Raw genomic sequence first — 19090 nt, 5'->3', positions numbered from 1 at the left:
GATGACTGCTGTTCATGCACTTTTAGAAAAAACCCGGGGGGACAGATGGATCTGGCTGATCATTATTCTGTTGTCCCTGATTTCTATCCTTGCCGTATATAGTGCCACTGGTACGTTGGCCTATAAACAAGGTAAAACGGTAGAAAAACTGCTGCTCACAAAACACCTGATTTTTGTGGTCATGGGGATTGGTATGATCTATATTGCGCATTTACTGGACTATAAATATTATGCCGGCATTTCTAAGGTCCTGATGATTGTGACCATTCCGCTGCTGGTGTATACGCTAATTTTTGGTACAAACCTGAACGATGCCTCCCGCTGGGTAAAAATTCCTATTATCGGTTTAACCTTCCAGACCTCCGATTTGGCTAAACTGGCATTGATTACCTTTCTGGCCCGTACACTGACCAAAAAACAAGAAAATATTAAAGATGTAAAAAAAGCTTTTATACCTATTATGGCATCAGTTTGTGTGGTTTTCGTGTTGATTGCCCTGGCAAACATGTCTACAGCATTAATGCTTTTTGGTGTAAGTATTTTACTGCTGATCATTGGCAGGATCAGTATTAAACAAATTTCCATTGTTTGCGCAGGTGGTTTTGTGCTGCTGTTGCTGGTCGGTTTTTTAGGACCCAGAAGGGAAACCTATAAATCCAGGATCAATGCCTATCTGCATCCTGAACTGCAGCATGCGGATAAAACATATCAGGCCGATCAGGCAAAAATTGCCCTCGCCTCGGGTGGACTTTTTGGCAAGGGGCCGGGCAACAGTACCCAAAGGAATTTCCTGCCTCACCCATACTCGGATTTTATTTTTGCCATTATTGTAGAGGAGTATGGTTTGTTTGGGGCAATGATTATCGTGGTCTTGTATCTGGTGCTGCTCTACCGGTGTATCCGTATTGTCACCCAGAGCCCCAAGGCTTTTGGGGCTTTACTGGCAGCTGGACTGAGTTTCAGTTTAACCATACAGGCTTTTGCGAACATGGCCGTGGCAGTTGGTTTGGGGCCGGTAACGGGTGTTCCACTTCCTCTGGTCAGTATGGGAGGAACCTCTATGATTTTTACCAGTATTGCTTTTGGGATTATTTTAAGTGTGAGCAAAGATATTGAGGAAAACGCCAAAAAAGGCAAGGATATTGAAGGACATAGCAGTAATAAAATTGTTGTAGGTGAAATCCCTGCAATGTAATATAAAAAGGAAATGAAAGGAGCAAGGATCATAATTTCAGGAGGCGGTACAGGAGGTCATATATTTCCTGCTATTGCTATTGCAAATGCGCTGAAACGCATGGATCCGGCCTGCGAGTTGCTTTTTGTAGGTGCGATAGGCCGTATGGAAATGGAAAAGGTTCCGGCGGCTGGTTATAAAATTGTGGGGCTCAACATCAGTGGGATCCAGCGGGGCTCTATTCTGAAAAATCTTGCACTGCCCTTTAAAATGATCGGGAGTGTCCGTAAAGCTTTAAAGCTCATTTCAGATTTTAAACCAGATGCTGTAGTTGGGGTAGGTGGTTATGCTTCAGGACCTTTGTTGTATGCAGCCTCTTTGAAGAATATCCCTTACCTGATTCAGGAACAAAATTCCTATGCAGGTATAACCAATAAATGGCTTGGAAAAAAAGCATCAAAAATCTGTGTGGCCTTTGATCATATGGAGCAGTTTTTTCCGGCAGACAGAATTCTGAAAACTGGTAATCCGGTACGGAAAGAAGTCGTTGAAATTGAAAATAAACATTTTGCAGGTGCAGAATTGTTGAAACTCGATCCTTTAAAGAAAACCATTTTGCTTACAGGTGGAAGCCTGGGAGCGGGTACGTTAAATAAAAGTATAGAAAAACATTTGCCTGAAATCATCAGCGAAGATGTACAGCTGATCTGGCAGACTGGAAAATATTATTACAAGGGAGTAATGGAACGTCTGGGGGAAAATTACCATCCCAATGTCCGCATCCTGGAATTTTTAAATAAAATGGATTTGGCTTATGCGGCTGCTGATGTGATTATTTCAAGAGCAGGAGCAGGAACGATCGCGGAGCTTTGTCTGATCAAAAAGCCGGTGATCCTGGTGCCTTCGCCTAATGTGGCAGAAGACCACCAGACAAAAAATGCAATGGCGCTTGCAGAACATCAGGCGGCTATTGTGATCGCAGACCGTTCTGCGGAAGATACCCTGGTGGCCGAAACATTAAGGCTGTTGGGCGATAAAGAAAAATGTGAATCCCTGTCCCGCAATATAGGGGCTATGGGATTGCCGCAGGCAGACGACCTGATTGCGGCAGAAGTATTAAAATTAGCAGCAAAGGGCATTTAATTATGGAACTGGAAGCAATTAGAAGGGTATATTTTATTGGGATCGGAGGGATCGGAATGAGTGCGCTTGCCCGTTATTTTGCTAAACGTGGCTGTCTGGTTTGTGGTTACGATAAAACCAGGACCAATTTGACCATAGCCTTGGAACGCGAAGGTATCCTGATTTCTTATCTGGATGATGATGCAGTATTGCCGGTTAGTTTTCTGGACAAACATGAAGATACCCTTATTGTCTATACCCCGGCTATTCCGAAAAATGCCCAGATCCTGAATTATTTTAAGCAAAGAGGTTTTGCGCTCCGAAAACGTTCTGAAGTATTGGGGATTATCAGCAAGGGGCAGTTTTGTATCGCTGTTGCCGGAACCCATGGCAAAACCACCACCTCTTCTATTGTCGCACACATCCTTACTCATAGCGGATATGGCTGTACGGCTTTTTTGGGAGGAATTACAACCAATTACAACAGTAATTTTTTAATTGGAAACAACGATGTCGTGGTGGTGGAAGCAGATGAATACGACAGGTCCTTTTTAACGTTGTATCCCGATATGGCCATTATTACTTCCATGGATGCAGACCACCTGGATATTTATGGGGATTCCTCTCATTTGCAAGAATCTTTTCATTTGTTTGCCGGACAATTGAAAACTGGAGGCACCTTGTTTGTAAAGGCTGGCTTACCCATCAGTGACGGGGTCACTTACAGTCTGGATAAATATGCAGATGTCAGCGGACAAAACATCCGTATAGAAAAAGCAAGTTTTGTATTTGATTACCATTCGGCTGGTACACAGATTAATGATTTGCAACTGATGCTTCCGGGCCGGCACAACGTGGAAAATGCAGTGGCGGCAATCGCTGTAGCCCTTAAACTGGACATAACAGCAGAAAAAATTAAAGCCGCTATTGCCAGCTTTAAAGGCGTTAAAAGAAGATTTGAATATATTGTTCATACCGACAGGCACATTTATATTGATGACTATGCGCATCATCCCGAAGAATTGAGGGCCTGCTTTAATGCGGTCAGACAATTGTACCCGGATAAAAAACTGACGGTTATTTTTCAGCCGCATTTGTTTAGTAGGACCAGGGATTTTGCGGATGAATTTGCAGAAGTATTGGGTACGGTAGACGAACTTGTGTTGCTGGATATTTATCCGGCCCGGGAGTTGCCTATGGAAGGGATAGATTCCCCGTTTTTACGGGATAAAATTACATTGGAGCAGGCTGCTGTGTATGGTAAAGAAGCGGCGTTGGAAAAAATCCGTACCGATAAACCCGAGCTGCTGCTGACAGTGGGCGCAGGAGATATTGATACTTTGGTTCAACCTTTAAAAAATATAATGGACCATGCTTAGAAGGATCAACTGGAAATTGGTATTTAAAAGTTTTGCCTGGGTCATTTGCCTGGCGGGCTTGGTGGTGCTTATGGGTTTTGTGGATTTAAAAAAACAAACTGTAAAGTGCAGCAATGTTAAAATACTGATTCCTGGTGCAGATAACTTTATTGAGCGGGAAGAGATCGATGCCATTTTAAAACAAAGTCAGGGGACTTTAATTGGCCGGAACCTGGAGCAGATCAACCTGAACCAGATTGAAGATAAAATAAAAGCCAATCCTTATATCGCCCTGGCTAAAATCTATGCAGATATGGATGGGGTCATTCATATAGAAATTAAGCAACGCCAGCCGGTGTTGAGGGTGATCAATGCCAGTAACCAGGATTTCTATATAGACCGCAATGGATTAAAGATGCCGGTTTCTTCCAATTTTACAGCAAATGTGCTGGTGGCCAATGGGAACATCGGAGAGCATTTTGGAGGTAAGCTGGATACTTTAAAAAGTAAACTGGCAACAGATTTGTATAAAACGGCTTTGTTCCTGAAAAGTGATACCCTTTGGGATGCACAGATAGAACAAATTTTTGTAAACGATAAAAAAGATATAGAACTGATTCCCAGACTAGGCAACCAGCGGATCATTTTAGGGGATGCAGATTCCCTGGAAGTAAAAATGAGGAACCTGCGTGCATTTTATAAAGAGGCGATGCCAAAAGTGGGCTGGGATACCTATAAGACAATAAACATTAAATACACCAATCAGGTGGTTTGTGAAAGGACCAAGCCCGATTCTGTAAAGGCAAATGCATTTAAGCCCCTGATCATTAAAGATCCGAGAATATCGGGAGGAAACAAGGCAGTTGATTCCATGGTGAAAAATGAAATTATTAAAGACATTATGAGTGATACCGAGGTAACACCAGAAATAAAACCGAAACCTGCGGAAGTAAAGAAGAAACCCGCAGTCCCCGAGAAAAAGCCTGCAACGGCGACAGCAAAACCGGCAGCAAAAGAAAAAGTTAAAACAGATACCAAGAAAAACAAATAACAGAAAACTCAACAAATCAACAATATAGTTATGGGCAAAGAAAAATCTACCATGCAGTCTCCAATAGTAGTAGGTCTGGATATCGGAACTACGAAAATCTGTGTGATCGTTGGTCGCAGAACACAACACGGAAAAATTGAAGTACTCGGTATAGGGAAAGCAGAATCTGCGGGAGTAACCAGGGGTGTAGTCTCCAACATCCAAAAGACGGTTCAGGGCATATCACAAGCCGTTGAAGTGGCCAGTGGGCAATCCAATGTGGAAATCCGGGTGGTCAATGTCGGTATTGCGGGGCAGCACATTAAAAGTCTGCAGCACCGCGGGATCCTGACAAGAAGAGAATTAAATAATGAAATCGGTAAAAAAGACATCGACAAACTGATAGATGATATGTTCAAACTGGTTATGCCCCCGGGAGAAGAAATCATCCATGTATTGCCGCAGGAATTTACGATTGATAATGAGCCGGGCGTAAAAGATCCGATCGGTATGGCGGGAGTACGTTTGGAGGCGAACTTTCACATTATATCCGGACAGGTAACGGCGGTAAAAAATATTATGAGGTGTGTGACCAATGCTGGTCTGCAAACCCAGGAATTAATTTTAGAGCCCCTGGCTTCTTCAGAATCGGTGTTGAGCGATGAAGAAAAAGAAGCAGGGATTGCCCTGGTGGATATTGGTGGTGGTACCACGGATATTGCCATTTTCCATGAAGGTATTATTCGTCATACGGCTGTGATTCCTTTTGGCGGAAATAGTGTTACAGAAGATATCCGTGAAGGCTGTTCTGTAATGAGAAACCAGGCTGAATTGTTGAAAACCAGGTTTGGCTCTGCGCTGGCAGAAGAGAATAAAGAAAATGAAATCATTTGTGTGCCTGGTCTGCGTGGCAGGGAGCCCAAAGAGATTTCAGTGAAAAACTTAGCTTATGTGATCCAGGCCCGTATGGAAGAAATCATTGAGCATGTCTATTATGAGATCAAATCCTCCGGTTATGAGAAAAAACTGATCGGCGGGGTAGTGATTACTGGCGGTGGTGCCTTACTGAAACACTTGTCGCAACTGGTCGAATATGTGACTGGTCTGGATTGCCGGGTTGGTTATCCGAATGAGCATTTGTCTAAGTATGATGATATGCCAAAGACCATTTATGACGACCTGAAAAGCCCGATGTATGCCACAAGTGTGGGATTACTGATTAAAGGAATTCAGAAAGCAGAAGAGCTGATCGAAGAAATGAAACAGCCGGGTGTATATGTGGAGAAACAACAGGCGGTTAAAGAAAAAGTGAAGAAAAGCGGGGGTGGGTTATTTGATAAATTACTGGCAAAAACCAAAGATTTCATCAAAGACGACATGAACGTAAGCGACGAAGATTATATAAAACCGTAATATTTTTCCACAAATCATGATTTTTCCACATTCTTAACAATTGTGGAAAACGCCTGTTAAAAAAGTGTTAATATTACAAGAAGAGATGAACAGGTAAAACGAATTTTTAAATAACTGATTCATAAAGATATGCAGTTCGAAATGTTAAAAGATAAGTCATCAATCATCAAGGTAATTGGTGTTGGTGGCGGTGGTGGTAATGCGGTAAACCATATGTACCGTCAGGGAATTACCGGTGTGGACTTTATTATTTGTAATACGGATGCCCAGGCACTGGAGTTCAGCCCTATTCCAAATAAGGTACAACTGGGAGCGAGTTTAACAGAAGGAATGGGCGCAGGCTCTATCCCGGAAGTTGGGAAAAATTCGGCAATTGAAAATATTGACGACATCAAACAGATGTTGGGCAGTACAACAAAAATGCTGTTTATAACAGCAGGAATGGGTGGTGGAACAGGTACTGGTGCAAGCCCGATTATAGCTCAGGCGGCCAAAGAACTGGACATCCTTACCGTTGCCATTATCACAACTCCATTCTCATTTGAAGGTAAGCGTCGTAAGATGCAGGCTGAAGATGGTCTGGATGAACTGAAAAAATATGTAGATTCTTATCTGGTCATTTCGAACGACAGGCTGAGGGAAATTTTCGGAAACCTTACCCTAGGTTCTGCATTTGCCCAGGCTGATGATATCTTAACCACAGCTGCCAAAGGTATTGCAGAAATCATCACCGTACCTGGATACATCAACGTGGATTTTAAAGATGTGCGCACGGTCATGAAAGACAGTGGTGTATGTATTATGGGTAGCTTTGCCTGTGATGGGGAAAACAGGGCCCTGAATGCAGTGGAGGGCGCGCTGGCTTCTCCGCTATTGAAAGATAATGAAATTGAAGGTGCCCGTTATATCCTGCTGAACATCAGTTCGGGAATCCGTGAGGTGACTATGGATGAGGTGACCATCATTACAGACTATATCCAGGATAAGGCTGGTCTTTCGGCCGATCTGATCTGGGGTAACTGTATCGATGAAAGTCTGGAAGATAAGTTATCGGTTACGATCATTGCGACCGGTTTCCAAACGACAGAACAAAGGGCCCACGATAAAAAGAACGTCAAAAAGATTTCTTTATTAACACCCGAAGAGGCGCCGTTAATTAAGCCGGTTGAACCTGTAAACTCTTTCATTGAACCAAAAGCCGAAGTGGTTTCCAGAGAACCGGTTATGAAAGCCAAAGAAGAAATCAAACAGTCAGATCTTTTTGGTGATCTTTTTAATGGAAATAAACCAAAGAGAACTGAAGAGCCGGAAAATGTGGTGATCCGTCATACCTTGGTAGAAGAAGAAAAACCAGTCGCCGAAACACAACAGGAATCGGGCTTTGAGTTTGAAATTAAACTTGCAGAAACTGATTTTGTGTTTGAAACACCAGTGGCTAATTTTGGGTCCCCTGTTTCAGAAGAACCAGAGCCCATTCAGGTAAACGGGTTGGATGACGATAAAAGCGATGAGTCTATCGAAGACCAGCTGAAAAAATCCAAAGAAAGGATTTTAAGGCTAAAAGACCTGAGCATGAAACTGCGCACCACCAATGGTTTACAGGAACTGGAAAATGAACCGGCCTATAAACGTAAACAAATGCAGCTGCAACAGGTACAACATTCATCTGAATCGCAGATCTCCAGATTTACGTTAAGTAATGACGAAGAAGGTACAACAGAGATCAGGCCTAACAACTCTTTTCTGCACGATAACGTTGACTAGTGCCTAATGACATAGTATGAAAAGCCTTAACAGAAACCTGTTAAGGCTTTTCTCATAAAATTGGGTTTAAGTGGTGAAACAGCCGAAGCTCGGTCATCCTGTAGGGAATTCCGTCCTAAAACCTTAAATTTGCAAAAAAAACAGTATTTAACTTAATAAGATATAGAATTGGATATTTTTGAAAAGATAGCAAAGCATATGGGGCCTATTGGTCAGCATCAAAAATGGTCGCATGGCTATTTCTCTTTTCCAAAACTGGAAGGCGAAATTGCACCTCATATGAATTTCCGTGGAAAAGAGCATTTGGTCTGGAGCCTGAACAATTATCTTGGTTTGGCCAATCATCCTGAAGTCCGGGAAGCGGATAGAGTGGGGGCGACGGATTTTGGAATGGCTTATCCGATGGGGGCCAGAATGATGTCCGGCAATTCTAAATACCATGAACAACTGGAACAGGAACTGGGTACTTTTGTTGGCAAGGAAGATGCTTTTCTGCTGAATTTTGGCTACCAGGGAATGGTTTCAATTATAGACAGTCTTGTTGACAGAAATGATGTGATCGTTTATGATGCGGAATCGCATGCCTGTATCATTGATGGCCTGAGGCTGCATATGGGCAAGCGTTTTGTTTATAAACACAATGATATTGAAAGTGCAAGGAAGCAGCTGGAAAGGGCTTCCAAACTGGTGGAGCAAAGTGGGGGCGGTATACTGGTCATTACCGAGGGGGTTTTCGGAATGTCTGGTGCCCAGGGTAAACTGAAGGAACTCGTTGAGTTGAAAAAAGAATTTAACTTCAGGTTGCTGATTGATGATGCACATGGTTTTGGAACAATGGGACCAACCGGTGCGGGTACACATGAAGCCCAGGATTGTATAGAAGGGGTAGATATTTATTTTGGAACTTTTGCAAAAGCAATGGCTGGAATAGGTGCATTTGTGGCCTCTACGGAACAGATTACTAATTTTCTGCGCTATAACATGCGCTCTCAAACTTTTGCAAAGGCTTTGCCTATGCCTATGGTGATTGGCTTGCTGAAACGTCTGGAACTGTTAAAAAGCAAATCTGAACTTCGTGAAAAACTGTGGAACGTGGCAACATCCCTGCAAAAAGGCCTACGGGAACGTGGCTTTGATCTGGGCATTACCAATACCATGGTTACGCCTGTATTTTTAAAAGGAGAATTACTGGAAGCCACCGCACTGACCATGGACCTTAGGGAGAACTATGGCATTTTTTGTTCTATTGTGGTTTATCCGGTGATCCCTAAAGGATTAATAGAACTACGTCTGATTCCTACTGCAGTCCACACTATGGAGGATGTGCAGCGGACTTTAGATGCCTTCAGTGAAGTCTCTTCCAAATTGAAAAGTGGCTATTATAAGGAGAACCAGTTTGAAATATAGCTGACCGGGACAAAATATCCATGTGTAATTGAAAATATATTTTAATTTTAAAAAGGGCTTTTAAATACGTTTAAAAGCCCTTTTTAGGTGATTTAATTTATGTAAGTGCTTGTTTTACAGGATTATAAATATTTTAAATGGATGCTCTATTGTGAATAACCGCCTTGATTGTGGAAAAAAACCATATTTGAAGGCTTTTTTTCTTGCTTCAAAAGTTTTTTTATTAGAATAAACATCTTACTTTAGTAAGAGAGTATAAACCTAACCTTAAAAACTAAAGGAGTAACTAAAAATGGCAAAAATCGAAAAATTTAATGAACTGAAAGACCTGATCAATGGTCTTGAAGCAGATGCTGACAAATTTTACAACAAAGCGAACAGCGCAGCTGGTACGCGTGTAAGAAAAGGCTTACAAGATGTAAAAAACCTTGCTCAGGCGATCCGTTTAGAAATTCAGGCGGCTAAAAACAAAGGCTAGACCACAGCCTGTTTGTAACCATAAAAAAGGCCCTTCGTAATTGAAGGGCCTTTTTTATGTTAAGCAATGATCTTTTTGACCTGTTGAATGATCTGCTGCTCCAGATCCGCTGAAACATTGACCAGGGGCAAGCGGACTTTGTCCCCACAGATGTCCAGGTATTTTAAAGCTGCTTTTACACCGGCAGGATTGCCTTCTGCAAAAACCAGGCGCGTAAATTCGATGAGGCCAAGGTGGGCTGGCAGGGCTTGCGCAAAGTTGCCTTCCAGGCTTAACCTGATCAGGTCAGACAATTGTTTTGGCAGCGCATTTCCTATAACGGAAATGACACCGGCAGCCCCAAGGGAAATCATGGGTAATGCGATCGGATCATCACCGGAAATCAGTAGAAAGTCTTCGGGTTTATCCCTCATGATCTGGTTAAACTGATCAAAACTTCCTGAAGCTTCTTTAGTGGCAATGATGTTTTTAAAATCATGTGCCAGACGGCAGGTGGTTTCCGGACTTAGATTGCTGGCTGTTCTTCCCGGTACATTGTACAACAGAATGTCTAAAGCACTGGCTTCACTGATGGCCTTGTAATGCTGATATATACCTTCCTGGGTTGGTTTATTGTAGTAAGGGCTTGCCGAAAGAACTGCATCGTAACCATTGGCTTCAAAAGCTTTGATTTCTTCGATCAGTTCTGCGGTATTATTGCCACCTATACCGGCAACAAGGGGCAAACGGCCATTATTGATTTCGGCAGTAAATTCCCAGATCTTCTTCTTTTCGTTCTTATTGAGTGTTGATGCTTCTCCTGTGGTACCTAAGGATACCAGGTATTCTACCTTTCCGTGGACCATGTAATTGATGAGGTTTTTTAAGCCCTCATAATCAACAGATCCGTCTGCATTAAATGGTGTAACCAATGCCACACCGGTTCCATGAAATCTTTTCATTTTTAAATTATTATTTCAACATCTCTAATAAATCGTCCTCTGAAATCAGGGGTACACTCAACTTCTGGGCTTTTTCCAGCTTGGAGGGGCCCATGTTATCTCCGGCAAGGAGGTAATTCAATTTGGCAGAAATACTGCTTAAAATCTTACCGCCATTGCTTTCAATCAGTTCTTTTAGTTCTTCCCTGCTGTATTTTTCGAAAACGCCCGAAATTACAAATGTTTTTCCAGTTAATTTATCACTTTGAAGCGTAATTGTGTTTTCTTTTGCCTCCAGTTGCAATCCATAGGATTTCAGAAGCTCAATTTGCTGTACATGTTCTGTTTTGCTAAAATATTCAATGATACTTTCAGCAATTCTTTGACCGATTTCATCAATAGTGACCAGTTCTTCGAGGCTGGCACTGGCCAAGCGGTCAATATTGCCTGTTCCCATCGCCAGTTTTTTGGCAACCGTTTCGCCGACATAACGGATGCCCAGTCCGAACAGCACCTTTTCAAAAGGCATTTGTTTAGAGAGTTCTATGCCTTTAAGCATATTTTCTATAGACTTTTCGCCAAAGCGCTCTATTGATTTCAGTTCTTCTGCCTTTTGGTGAAGGGTATAAAGGTCACTGATGTGTGCAATCAGGCCCCGCTGGAAAAAGGTCTCAATGGTTTCATCACCCAGGCCGTCAATATTCATGGCTTTTCTGCCAATAAAATGCTGGATCTTTCCGACAATCTGGGGCGGACAGCCTTCATCATTGGGGCAATAGAAAGCGACTTCACCTTCTTTGCGGATCAGCTGCGTGTTGCATTGCGGGCAAAGTGTAGGGTAAATTACCTTCTGGGCGCCGGCCTTTCTTTTATCCAGGTTGACCTGGATGATTTTTGGAATAATTTCTCCGCCCTTTTCTACAAAAACACTGTCGCCCTCATGCAGGTCCAGCCTTTCAATTTCGTTAGCATTATGCAGGGTGGCCCTTTTTACAGTGGTTCCGGCCAGCTGTACGGGTTTAAGGTTTGCAACAGGGGTAACCGCGCCCGTTCTTCCCACCTGGTAGGTTACTTTTTCCAGTATGGTTTCTACTTCTTCTGCCTTGAACTTATAAGAAATGGCCCAACGCGGGGACTTTGCCGTAAAACCAAGCTCCTGTTGCTGGGCATAACTGTTCACCTTGACCACAATTCCATCGATATCGTAACCCAGGTTAAAACGGGCATTTTCCCAGTGGTGTATAAAGTCAAAAACCTCTTCCAGGGAATTTGCAAGTTTGCTGTGTTCGCTGACATGAAAGCCCCAGGTTTTTAAGGTCTGCAGGCTTTCCCAATGCGTTTTAAAATAAATTTTATCTGTATTTAAAGAGTATAGGAAGCAATCCAGGGGCCTTTTGGCCACTTCCCGGGAATCCTGCATTTTAACGGTCCCTGCGGCAAAATTTCTTGGGTTGGCATAAGTCAGTTCACCCAGTTCTTCTCTTTCCTTGTTGAGCTTTTCAAATGCGGCCCGGTGCATAAATATTTCGCCCCTGATTTCAAAAAGTTCGGGCGCCAGGTGTGTTTTTAAATGATGCGGAATGGTGTTGATGGTTTTTACATTGGAGGTCACATCATCTCCTTTTGACCCGTCACCCCGTGTAACTGCCCGGATAAGCTTATTGTGTTCATAAGTAAGGCTAATGGAAAGCCCGTCAAATTTAAGTTCACAGACATATTGAAACTGGGTGCCGATTGCTTTTTTGATACGCTCATCAAAATCACGCAGGTCCTGCTCATTATAGGTGTTCCCAAGAGACAACATAGGCCATTTATGGTCAACAGTCACAAAGTTTTTGGTGATGTCGCCGCCCACTTTCCCTGTTGGAGAATCCGGATCGGCAAAAGCGGGGTAAGCCTGTTCCAGCTTAATGAGCTCCTCGAGTTTTTTATCAAATTCGTAATCGGCAATGGTAGGCATGGCCAATACATAATAATTATAGGTATGCTGGTTAAGCTCTTTAACCAATGCATCCATTGTGTCTTTTATAGCGGATTCTGACATAAAGCGAAGATACGAAGAGCTGTACTCAAAAGGAAGCACACCTAGAGTTTCTGCTCTATTTCTTCGAAAATTGTTTTGTAATTGTCCTTAATGCCAGCAGTAAACAGAATCAGGGATGTGGTCAGCTCATCCAATTGTTCTTTACTTAAAGGGTCTGTCCACAAGCGCATACAGATGCGGTTTAAGGCATAGGTGATGTTTTCTATTTTCTGATAGCTGAGTAAATAGCGGCTGGAGATAAAATTGTTTAAAAAACGCAGAAAAAGTTCAAGGTCCCTGATGCCGGCCAATTGCAGAAAGGATTGCAGTTGGGCATCATTGGCCAGGCCAAGCTGCTCATAGAATTTTTGAATGCTAATGGAAGTATCCAGGCTCAACAGATGGTCCAGAAGGAGTTCCAATGCGATGTGTGCCAGAAAAAAAGGTTTTACGGGCCCGCTGTGCAGAACAGGCAAAATCAATTGTTTAAGGGAAGCCGTCTGCCCAATAAAAAAATCAGAATTGTGAAAAAGCCTGTCCACTTCCAGGTGTCTTTTCCAGCCGGTCAATATAGACCAATGCACAGGGTCTGTCAAAAACAAGGCCTCCTGTTTTTGCGGGTTTAAATTCCAGTCTTTGTGCGCATTTTTTATAAAGTCGGGGAGGACCACCCCGATGACCATATGACTGTCCGGATTTTCCCTTTCAAAATAATAATGCGATAAGAAATTCATAGACCAGTAACTGAAATTTATCGTGTAAACCTGTTTTTATAAATGTAATAAAATACTTTTAAAAGATGGGACTGTTCATTGGGTGGGAAAGATAAGTTCGTCATTGTGATCAGTTTATATTTATTGCACCGCATTTGTCACATAGATCGGTAAAGGATTTATCTTATTTCCTATATTTGCCGCAAAAGGATTAAACAATGACCAATTTTGTAGAGGAACTAAGATGGCGGGGCATGTTACAGGACATCATGCCCGGTACGGAGGAAAAATTAAATGAGGGAATGACATCCGGGTATATTGGTTTTGACCCTACTGCAGATTCATTGCATGTTGGCCACCTGACCCAGATTATGACCCTGATTCATTTTCAACGCGCCGGACATAAACCTTATGCTTTGGTTGGCGGTGCTACCGGAATGGTTGGTGATCCTTCCGGAAAGTCAGACGAAAGGAACCTGCAAACCGAGGCCATGGTGGAGCATAACCTGGCCGGAATGAAAAAACAGCTTTCGAAATTTTTAACTTTTGAAGAAAAAGGCAATGGAGCGGTGATGGTGAACAACAACGACTGGTTTAAGGACATGAACCTGTTTACTTTTATCAGGGACGTTGGTAAGCACATTACCGTCAATTACATGATGGCCAAAGACAGTGTAAAAAGGCGTCTTGACGGTGATTCCGGTTTGTCTTTTACTGAATTTTGTTACCAGCTGATCCAGGGTTTTGATTTTTATTATTTGTGGAAATACCACAATTGCCTGGTCCAGATGGGCGGATCTGACCAATGGGGCAATATCGTTACCGGAACCGAACTTATCCGTCGTAAGGATGCAGGAACGGCCTATGCGATTACTACCCACCTGATCAAAAAAGCCGATGGGACTAAATTTGGTAAAACCGAAAGTGGTGCAGTATGGCTCAACCCGGAAAGAACTTCCCCTTATAAATTTTATCAGTTCTGGTTAAATGCTTCGGATGACGATACCAAAAAATGGATCCGGATTTTTACGCTGAAAACCAAAGAAGAAATCGAAAGCCTGGAAAAAGAACATGATGCAGCACCACACCTGCGCATCCTGCAAAAAGCCCTGGCTGAAGACATTACCATAAGAACGCATTCAGAAGAAGCCCTGGAAACGGCCATTAAAACTTCGGAATTTTTGTTCGGAAATGGTTCCCTTGAATTTTTTGCTACTTTAAGTGATGCACAGGTTTTAGAAATTTTTGAAGGTGTCCCACAGTTTGAACTCTCCAGACAGGAGTTGCAGCAAGGCCTGGATGCTTCTACTTTACTGGCAGAAAAAAGCAGCGTTTTTGCTTCCAAAGGAGAGGCGAAAAAACTGATTCAGGGTGGAGGGGTATCTTTAAACAAAGAAAAGATCAAAGAAGCAACCGCAATTTTTAATACAGAACACCTGTTGAACGGTAAATACATTATCGTTCAAAAAGGTAAAAAGAATTATTTTCTGCTTATAGCCGTATAGGCTTTAATTGTTCCGCAGAAAACGGGCCGGCACATTGGAAAATGTGTCGGTTTTTTTGTGCGGTATGGTGCGGTATGGCTGGTGGAAGCAATGTCGCTGCAGCTTTTAAAATGAATCCGTTTTGCTTACAATTGCGGTCTGGTATGTAGCCGGATCTATAGAACGAAAAACGGAGGCAATACGGATTTATACCGGACTCATACCGGACTCATCCAGTATTTTAATGCAAAAAAATCTTGGTCCGCGGGGATGGTTTTTTGGGAACTCCGGATTAAAATTCAGGCCGGAACAAGGCCTTGCTTTAAGTGTTTAAAGCAGGCCTTGAGAAATTAAAAATGTTTTACTGGACCAAAAGGTTACAACCCCTGATGTCGGCGTTGTCAAAACGGCCAAGGACTTCAAAAGAACCATCAGGATAGACCTTACCCAGGTCCTGGGTAGCAATAAAGGAGCAGGAATTGATATTGGCCAGATCAATGACATTGATGCCACCGCTTTGCTGGTTTTGCAGCAGACTTAAGGGGTCATTGGTATCCCGGAGTACAATTTTCATCCAGGGCGGGCAATTAAAAATGCCTTCTCCATAAGAATAGCCCTGGGAAAGCAACTCGGTCATGCCATATTCGCTGTGAATGGCCGGAACCCCAAAACCTGCTTTGAGCTCCTGATGCAGCTCTTCACGGACCATTTCTTTTCTTTTGCCTTTCATTCCGCCGGTTTCCATGACAACGAGTTCCGGGAAATCAAGCTGGTACTGTTCTATAAAATCAAGCAGGGCATATGTTACGCCAATGAGAATGGTTTTCTGGCCAGTTGTCTGTAGTTTTTTAAGCCTTTGATAAAGGTCATTGTGGTTGTGCAAAAAATAACCACTGTCCGGATGTTTACTTTGCCGGAGTAAGGCGTCGACCATATAGATCAGGGAAGAACCCTCTCTTTCCAGATAGGAAGGAAGCAGTGCCAGTAAACAGGAATTTTCTATTTTCCCATAGAAAAGTTCAAAAGCCTTGTTGAAACTGTCTTCATAAACTTTTACATCTGTGACCAGGTGGCGGCTTTGGACCATTCCGGTAGTCCCTGAACTGCTGAAAACAACTTCTGGCTGACGGGGGGCACTGAGCACCTGATGACTTTTAAAAAAAGAAATGGGTAAATAGGGAATGTCCTGTACCTGATGGATCTCTGTCGGAGAAATGCGCAGGTTTTGGATATAAGCTTTATATACACTGCAGTTTTCTGCCTGGTGCCTGAAAATCTGCAGGGCAGTGTCGCTAAAATTCGCGGCACTGCTGATGGAAAAAATTTGCTGAGTTAAATTCACGGTGCAAAAATACACCAAATTTTAATCTTTAGGTTTTTTATGCAAAATGGCTTTTCTGAAATGATAGCCACAAAAACCGCTAATGGCCGATACAAAGCCGCCCAGTATTCCGGTAACCAGCAGGACCAGGATCCAGGATTTTACGCCTAACATTTCCGCCACACGGCCAGCCAGTACATTGTGGTTAGGGATACTTTTAAACAGGGCCATCCCGATCCAAAGTAAAAATATGGCAAAAAATGGTGCCCAAAGGGAAATCTTTGCAGTTTTACCAATCAGTCCACAGGTAGCAAAAGAAATCACCACCACTACCCACCAGGGCAGTACAATCTGTAACAGAAAGGAGGCGATAAGAATAACGATGAAGACCATATGTTATTTATTGGTGATTTTTAGGTTAGAAATTATTTTTGCGGCCGGGTCATCAGGACTTTTCATATAATACAAATCATACAGAGCTCCTTTTGCCCAGGTGTCAATCATGTTGTCATAAAAGGGACTGCCTGGATTGCCCGACTGGCCGCCCGGAAAAACACCATAGCCTTTTGGGTTTTTTCCCAGTTGCACAACCATTCTCCAGGAGGGGCCATTACTTTCACTGGTGGCATTAATGGTGCTTTTCGCACCTCCGGTCATCAGGACTTTGGAACCAAATCCGGGAATTTTTGCCAGATGAGGCACATTGGTGTGTTTTACATTGGCCCATGCCCAGTTTTTTCCAATTGGCCCGAATTTTCTTTCCAGGCTGTCACAGGTATACTTGAAAGATTCATTGACCAGGTCTGCCAGGCTTTCTTTTTTGGGGGTATGGATATTGTCGAACCATTTGGAATTGGGGTCATGAAGGATCAGCTCTACCGTCCTGTCCCTTGAGGGGTAGCGCATAGGGACTGAGGCTACTGTAAATTCATCATCCCAGATGTCAAAAAATAAACGTTTTGACCAGAGGTCAAAGATACTGGCTGCAATTTCTTTTGCATTGTAAAATTTGTTCCAGTTGCGGACGTAGTTCAGGGCTTCTTTTTGTGTTGCATTCAGCTTGCCCGGATCGGTATTGCTGATTAGGGCAGGAACCAGGTTCTCGGCAAAAATGCTGTAGGCATCACTTTGCATCACCCTCATGCTGTCCGCGGTAATCTTATTCATTTTGGCCAGTTTATCATTGATCCGTTTACCCCGTTCATAGGAGCCAAATTCCCAATTGATGTAATAAGGATAACTGGGGTCTGTGGAACTTTGGTTTGCAGAACTGACAAAATGCCTTGGAGGATTTTTAACCGTAGGATTTTGTGATGCAGGAATCCAGCCCTGCCAGTCGTTTTTTGGATCCGTACCATCGAGGATAAATTTTCCCTGATCTTTCCATTTTAAAGGGAATTTACCATTAGGGGTAATGGAAATATCATTGCTGGCCGAAGCAAAAATAAAATTCTGGGCAGGAGCCGTAAAATAGGTAAGGGCCTTACGGTAGTCGTCATAATTTTTACCCCGGTTCAGGTAATAAAAAGTCATGAGTTCATTGGATTCATCATGGGCAATCCATCTTAAAGCATGCCCGATAGGTACATTGTCCGCCCTGGACAATTTTTCGGGCTTTTGGAAATACACCACCGGACCATGGTGCGTGTAAAACACGCTGTCGGTTTCGGTATGCGCCCCCCTTATTTTAATATGTTCAACACGCAGACTGGTCGGGTTCCATTTGTTGTCATACCAATAGCTTTGGTGCGAGTTGTCTTTAAATTTAATCTGGTAAAAATCGAGTACATCTGCAGCTACATTGGTTACACCCCAGGCAATATTCTGGTTAAAACCAATCACAATACCTGGTGCACCGGGCAGGGAAACCCCATAAGCATTTAATCCAGGGGCATGCAGCTGAATCTGGTACCAAATGGAAGGAAGGCTTAAATCCAGGTGCGGATCATTGGCAAGGATCGGATAGCCGCTGGCCGTTTTTTCACCGGATACAGCCCAGTTGTTGCTCCCTATTCCGTCTTCGAGCTGTTTGGTCCGGACGTTCATGGCCGTCAGCTGGTTAAACGCCGGTGGTACAGCTGGTACGTTCATGGGTTTAAAATCCCATTTGGTACCCACTGGAATAATCGGGTCTTCTTTAAAAGGATAATCCGGAAAAAGATCGCTGGTCACTTTGGGCCCAAACTTTTTGAGGATATTGCTCATGTAAAATTCGTCTGATCCCATGGCCAGTACAGCTGACATCTGTTTGAGCAGTAAAGCACATTTGACCGGGGTCCAGTCTTCGGGTGTAAAGTCAAGGATTTTATATTCTACAGGCAGGCTGGCTTTGGAAAGGGCATGTATATAGGCGTTGATGCCATCGGTATAGGCTCGGATCATCTCTCTGGCCCTTGGATCTTTCATCATGCCGCGCAAAGAATTTTCTGCGCCATACACCATACCCATACGGCGCTGGTAACGGTCAATTTCAAGGGCTTTAGCGCCCACAACTTCCGAAAGGCGGCCAGCGGCAAAGCGGGTTTGAAAGTCCATTTGCCACAGACGGTGCATGGCTGTGATGTAACCTTGTGCATAATAAACATCATGGTCATTCTGGGCAAAAATATGGGGGATCATCCGATCGTCAAAAACAACTTCGACAGGGCTGCTGGTACCTTTCAAAATGACTTTGTTGTTCCTGCTTATAGAAGAGGGTTCTGCATTTTGCCAAAAACCTGCAAAAGGGTTTAAAAACTTTAGCAGGGGCGGTACAGGGCCGAGTTTGATGTTGAATATATAAATGAGCAGGACAGGGACAGCAATACAAATAAGGGCTTTAACTTTGTTCATTTCAGTTTAATTAATGAGGTCATCCTTACCTAACCGGAGAAAAATATCTGG

Annotated in this window: 15 protein-coding genes; 9 read left to right on the top strand and 6 right to left on the bottom strand. The window is 43.1% G+C overall.

Features of this window, described 5'->3' with window-relative positions:
- Window position 1: 1 nt before the first annotated feature.
- From B0O44_RS12080 to B0O44_RS12045, 8 genes are all read left to right on the top strand, one after another.
- Window positions 2-1195, top strand: coding sequence for an FtsW/RodA/SpoVE family cell cycle protein (locus B0O44_RS12080; RefSeq protein WP_110830758.1), 1194 nt, complete (start codon window positions 2-4; stop codon window positions 1193-1195).
- 12 nt (window positions 1196-1207) lie between these two features.
- A complete protein-coding gene (gene murG, locus B0O44_RS12075; protein ID WP_110830756.1) occupies window positions 1208-2317 on the top strand; it encodes an undecaprenyldiphospho-muramoylpentapeptide beta-N-acetylglucosaminyltransferase in 1110 nt (369 codons plus the stop codon).
- 2 nt (window positions 2318-2319) lie between these two features.
- Entirely contained in the window at window positions 2320-3675 is a 1356-nt protein-coding gene (murC, locus tag B0O44_RS12070) for a UDP-N-acetylmuramate--L-alanine ligase (RefSeq protein WP_110830755.1), read from the top strand.
- Window positions 3668-4705: a cell division protein FtsQ/DivIB gene (locus tag B0O44_RS12065; RefSeq protein ID WP_110830753.1), complete on the top strand. Its 1038-nt coding sequence runs from the start codon at window positions 3668-3670 to the stop codon at window positions 4703-4705. The genes murC and B0O44_RS12065 overlap by 8 nt, the downstream gene beginning before the upstream one ends.
- A 30-nt stretch (window positions 4706-4735) precedes the next feature.
- Window positions 4736-6097, top strand: coding sequence for a cell division protein FtsA (ftsA, locus tag B0O44_RS12060; protein WP_110830750.1), 1362 nt, complete (start codon window positions 4736-4738; stop codon window positions 6095-6097).
- A gap of 129 nt (window positions 6098-6226) precedes the next feature.
- Entirely contained in the window at window positions 6227-7861 is a 1635-nt protein-coding gene (gene ftsZ, locus B0O44_RS12055) for a cell division protein FtsZ (protein WP_110830748.1), read from the top strand.
- A 168-nt stretch (window positions 7862-8029) separates the two neighbouring features.
- Complete coding sequence (locus tag B0O44_RS12050) at window positions 8030-9268, top strand: aminotransferase class I/II-fold pyridoxal phosphate-dependent enzyme (RefSeq protein WP_110830746.1); 1239 nt, start codon at window positions 8030-8032, stop codon at window positions 9266-9268.
- Window positions 9269-9560: 292 nt separating this feature from the next.
- Complete coding sequence (locus tag B0O44_RS12045) at window positions 9561-9746, top strand: histone H1 (protein WP_110830744.1); 186 nt, start codon at window positions 9561-9563, stop codon at window positions 9744-9746.
- Window positions 9747-9805: 59 nt separating this feature from the next.
- Here the strand turns inward: B0O44_RS12045 and dapA are convergent, their stop codons facing one another.
- The 3 genes from dapA to B0O44_RS12030 are packed head-to-tail and all read right to left on the bottom strand — an operon-like array spanning window position 9806 to window position 13423.
- A complete protein-coding gene (gene dapA, locus B0O44_RS12040; RefSeq protein WP_110830742.1) occupies window positions 9806-10687 on the bottom strand; it encodes a 4-hydroxy-tetrahydrodipicolinate synthase in 882 nt (293 codons plus the stop codon).
- A 10-nt stretch (window positions 10688-10697) separates the two neighbouring features.
- A complete protein-coding gene (ligA, locus tag B0O44_RS12035; protein WP_110830740.1) occupies window positions 10698-12710 on the bottom strand; it encodes an NAD-dependent DNA ligase LigA in 2013 nt (670 codons plus the stop codon).
- Between the two features lie 41 nt (window positions 12711-12751).
- Entirely contained in the window at window positions 12752-13423 is a 672-nt protein-coding gene (locus B0O44_RS12030; protein ID WP_110830737.1) for an ACP phosphodiesterase, read from the bottom strand.
- Window positions 13424-13620: 197 nt separating this feature from the next.
- Here B0O44_RS12030 and tyrS point away from each other — a divergent pair, with 197 nt between their 5' ends.
- Window positions 13621-14907: a tyrosine--tRNA ligase gene (tyrS, locus tag B0O44_RS12025; protein ID WP_110830735.1), complete on the top strand. Its 1287-nt coding sequence runs from the start codon at window positions 13621-13623 to the stop codon at window positions 14905-14907.
- 340 nt (window positions 14908-15247) lie between these two features.
- On the opposite strand, the gene B0O44_RS12020 is transcribed toward tyrS, so the two are convergent.
- From B0O44_RS12020 to B0O44_RS12010, 3 genes are read right to left on the bottom strand one after another with little or no spacing between them, the layout of a single operon-like run.
- Window positions 15248-16228: a LuxE/PaaK family acyltransferase gene (locus B0O44_RS12020; RefSeq protein WP_110830733.1), complete on the bottom strand. Its 981-nt coding sequence runs from the start codon at window positions 16226-16228 to the stop codon at window positions 15248-15250.
- Window positions 16229-16249: 21 nt separating this feature from the next.
- Window positions 16250-16600: a hypothetical protein gene (locus B0O44_RS12015; RefSeq protein ID WP_110830730.1), complete on the bottom strand. Its 351-nt coding sequence runs from the start codon at window positions 16598-16600 to the stop codon at window positions 16250-16252.
- Between the two features lie 3 nt (window positions 16601-16603).
- Window positions 16604-19039 carry a penicillin acylase family protein gene (locus tag B0O44_RS12010; protein WP_110830728.1) on the bottom strand — a complete coding sequence of 812 codons (2436 nt, stop codon included), beginning with the start codon at window positions 19037-19039 and terminating at the stop codon, window positions 16604-16606.
- Between the last annotated feature and the right edge of the window lie 51 nt (window positions 19040-19090).

Source organism: Pedobacter nutrimenti, from assembly GCF_003208655.1.
Taxonomy (GTDB): Bacteria; Bacteroidota; Bacteroidia; order Sphingobacteriales; family Sphingobacteriaceae; genus Pedobacter; species Pedobacter nutrimenti.
This window is presented reverse-complemented; position numbering and strand designations above follow the sequence as displayed.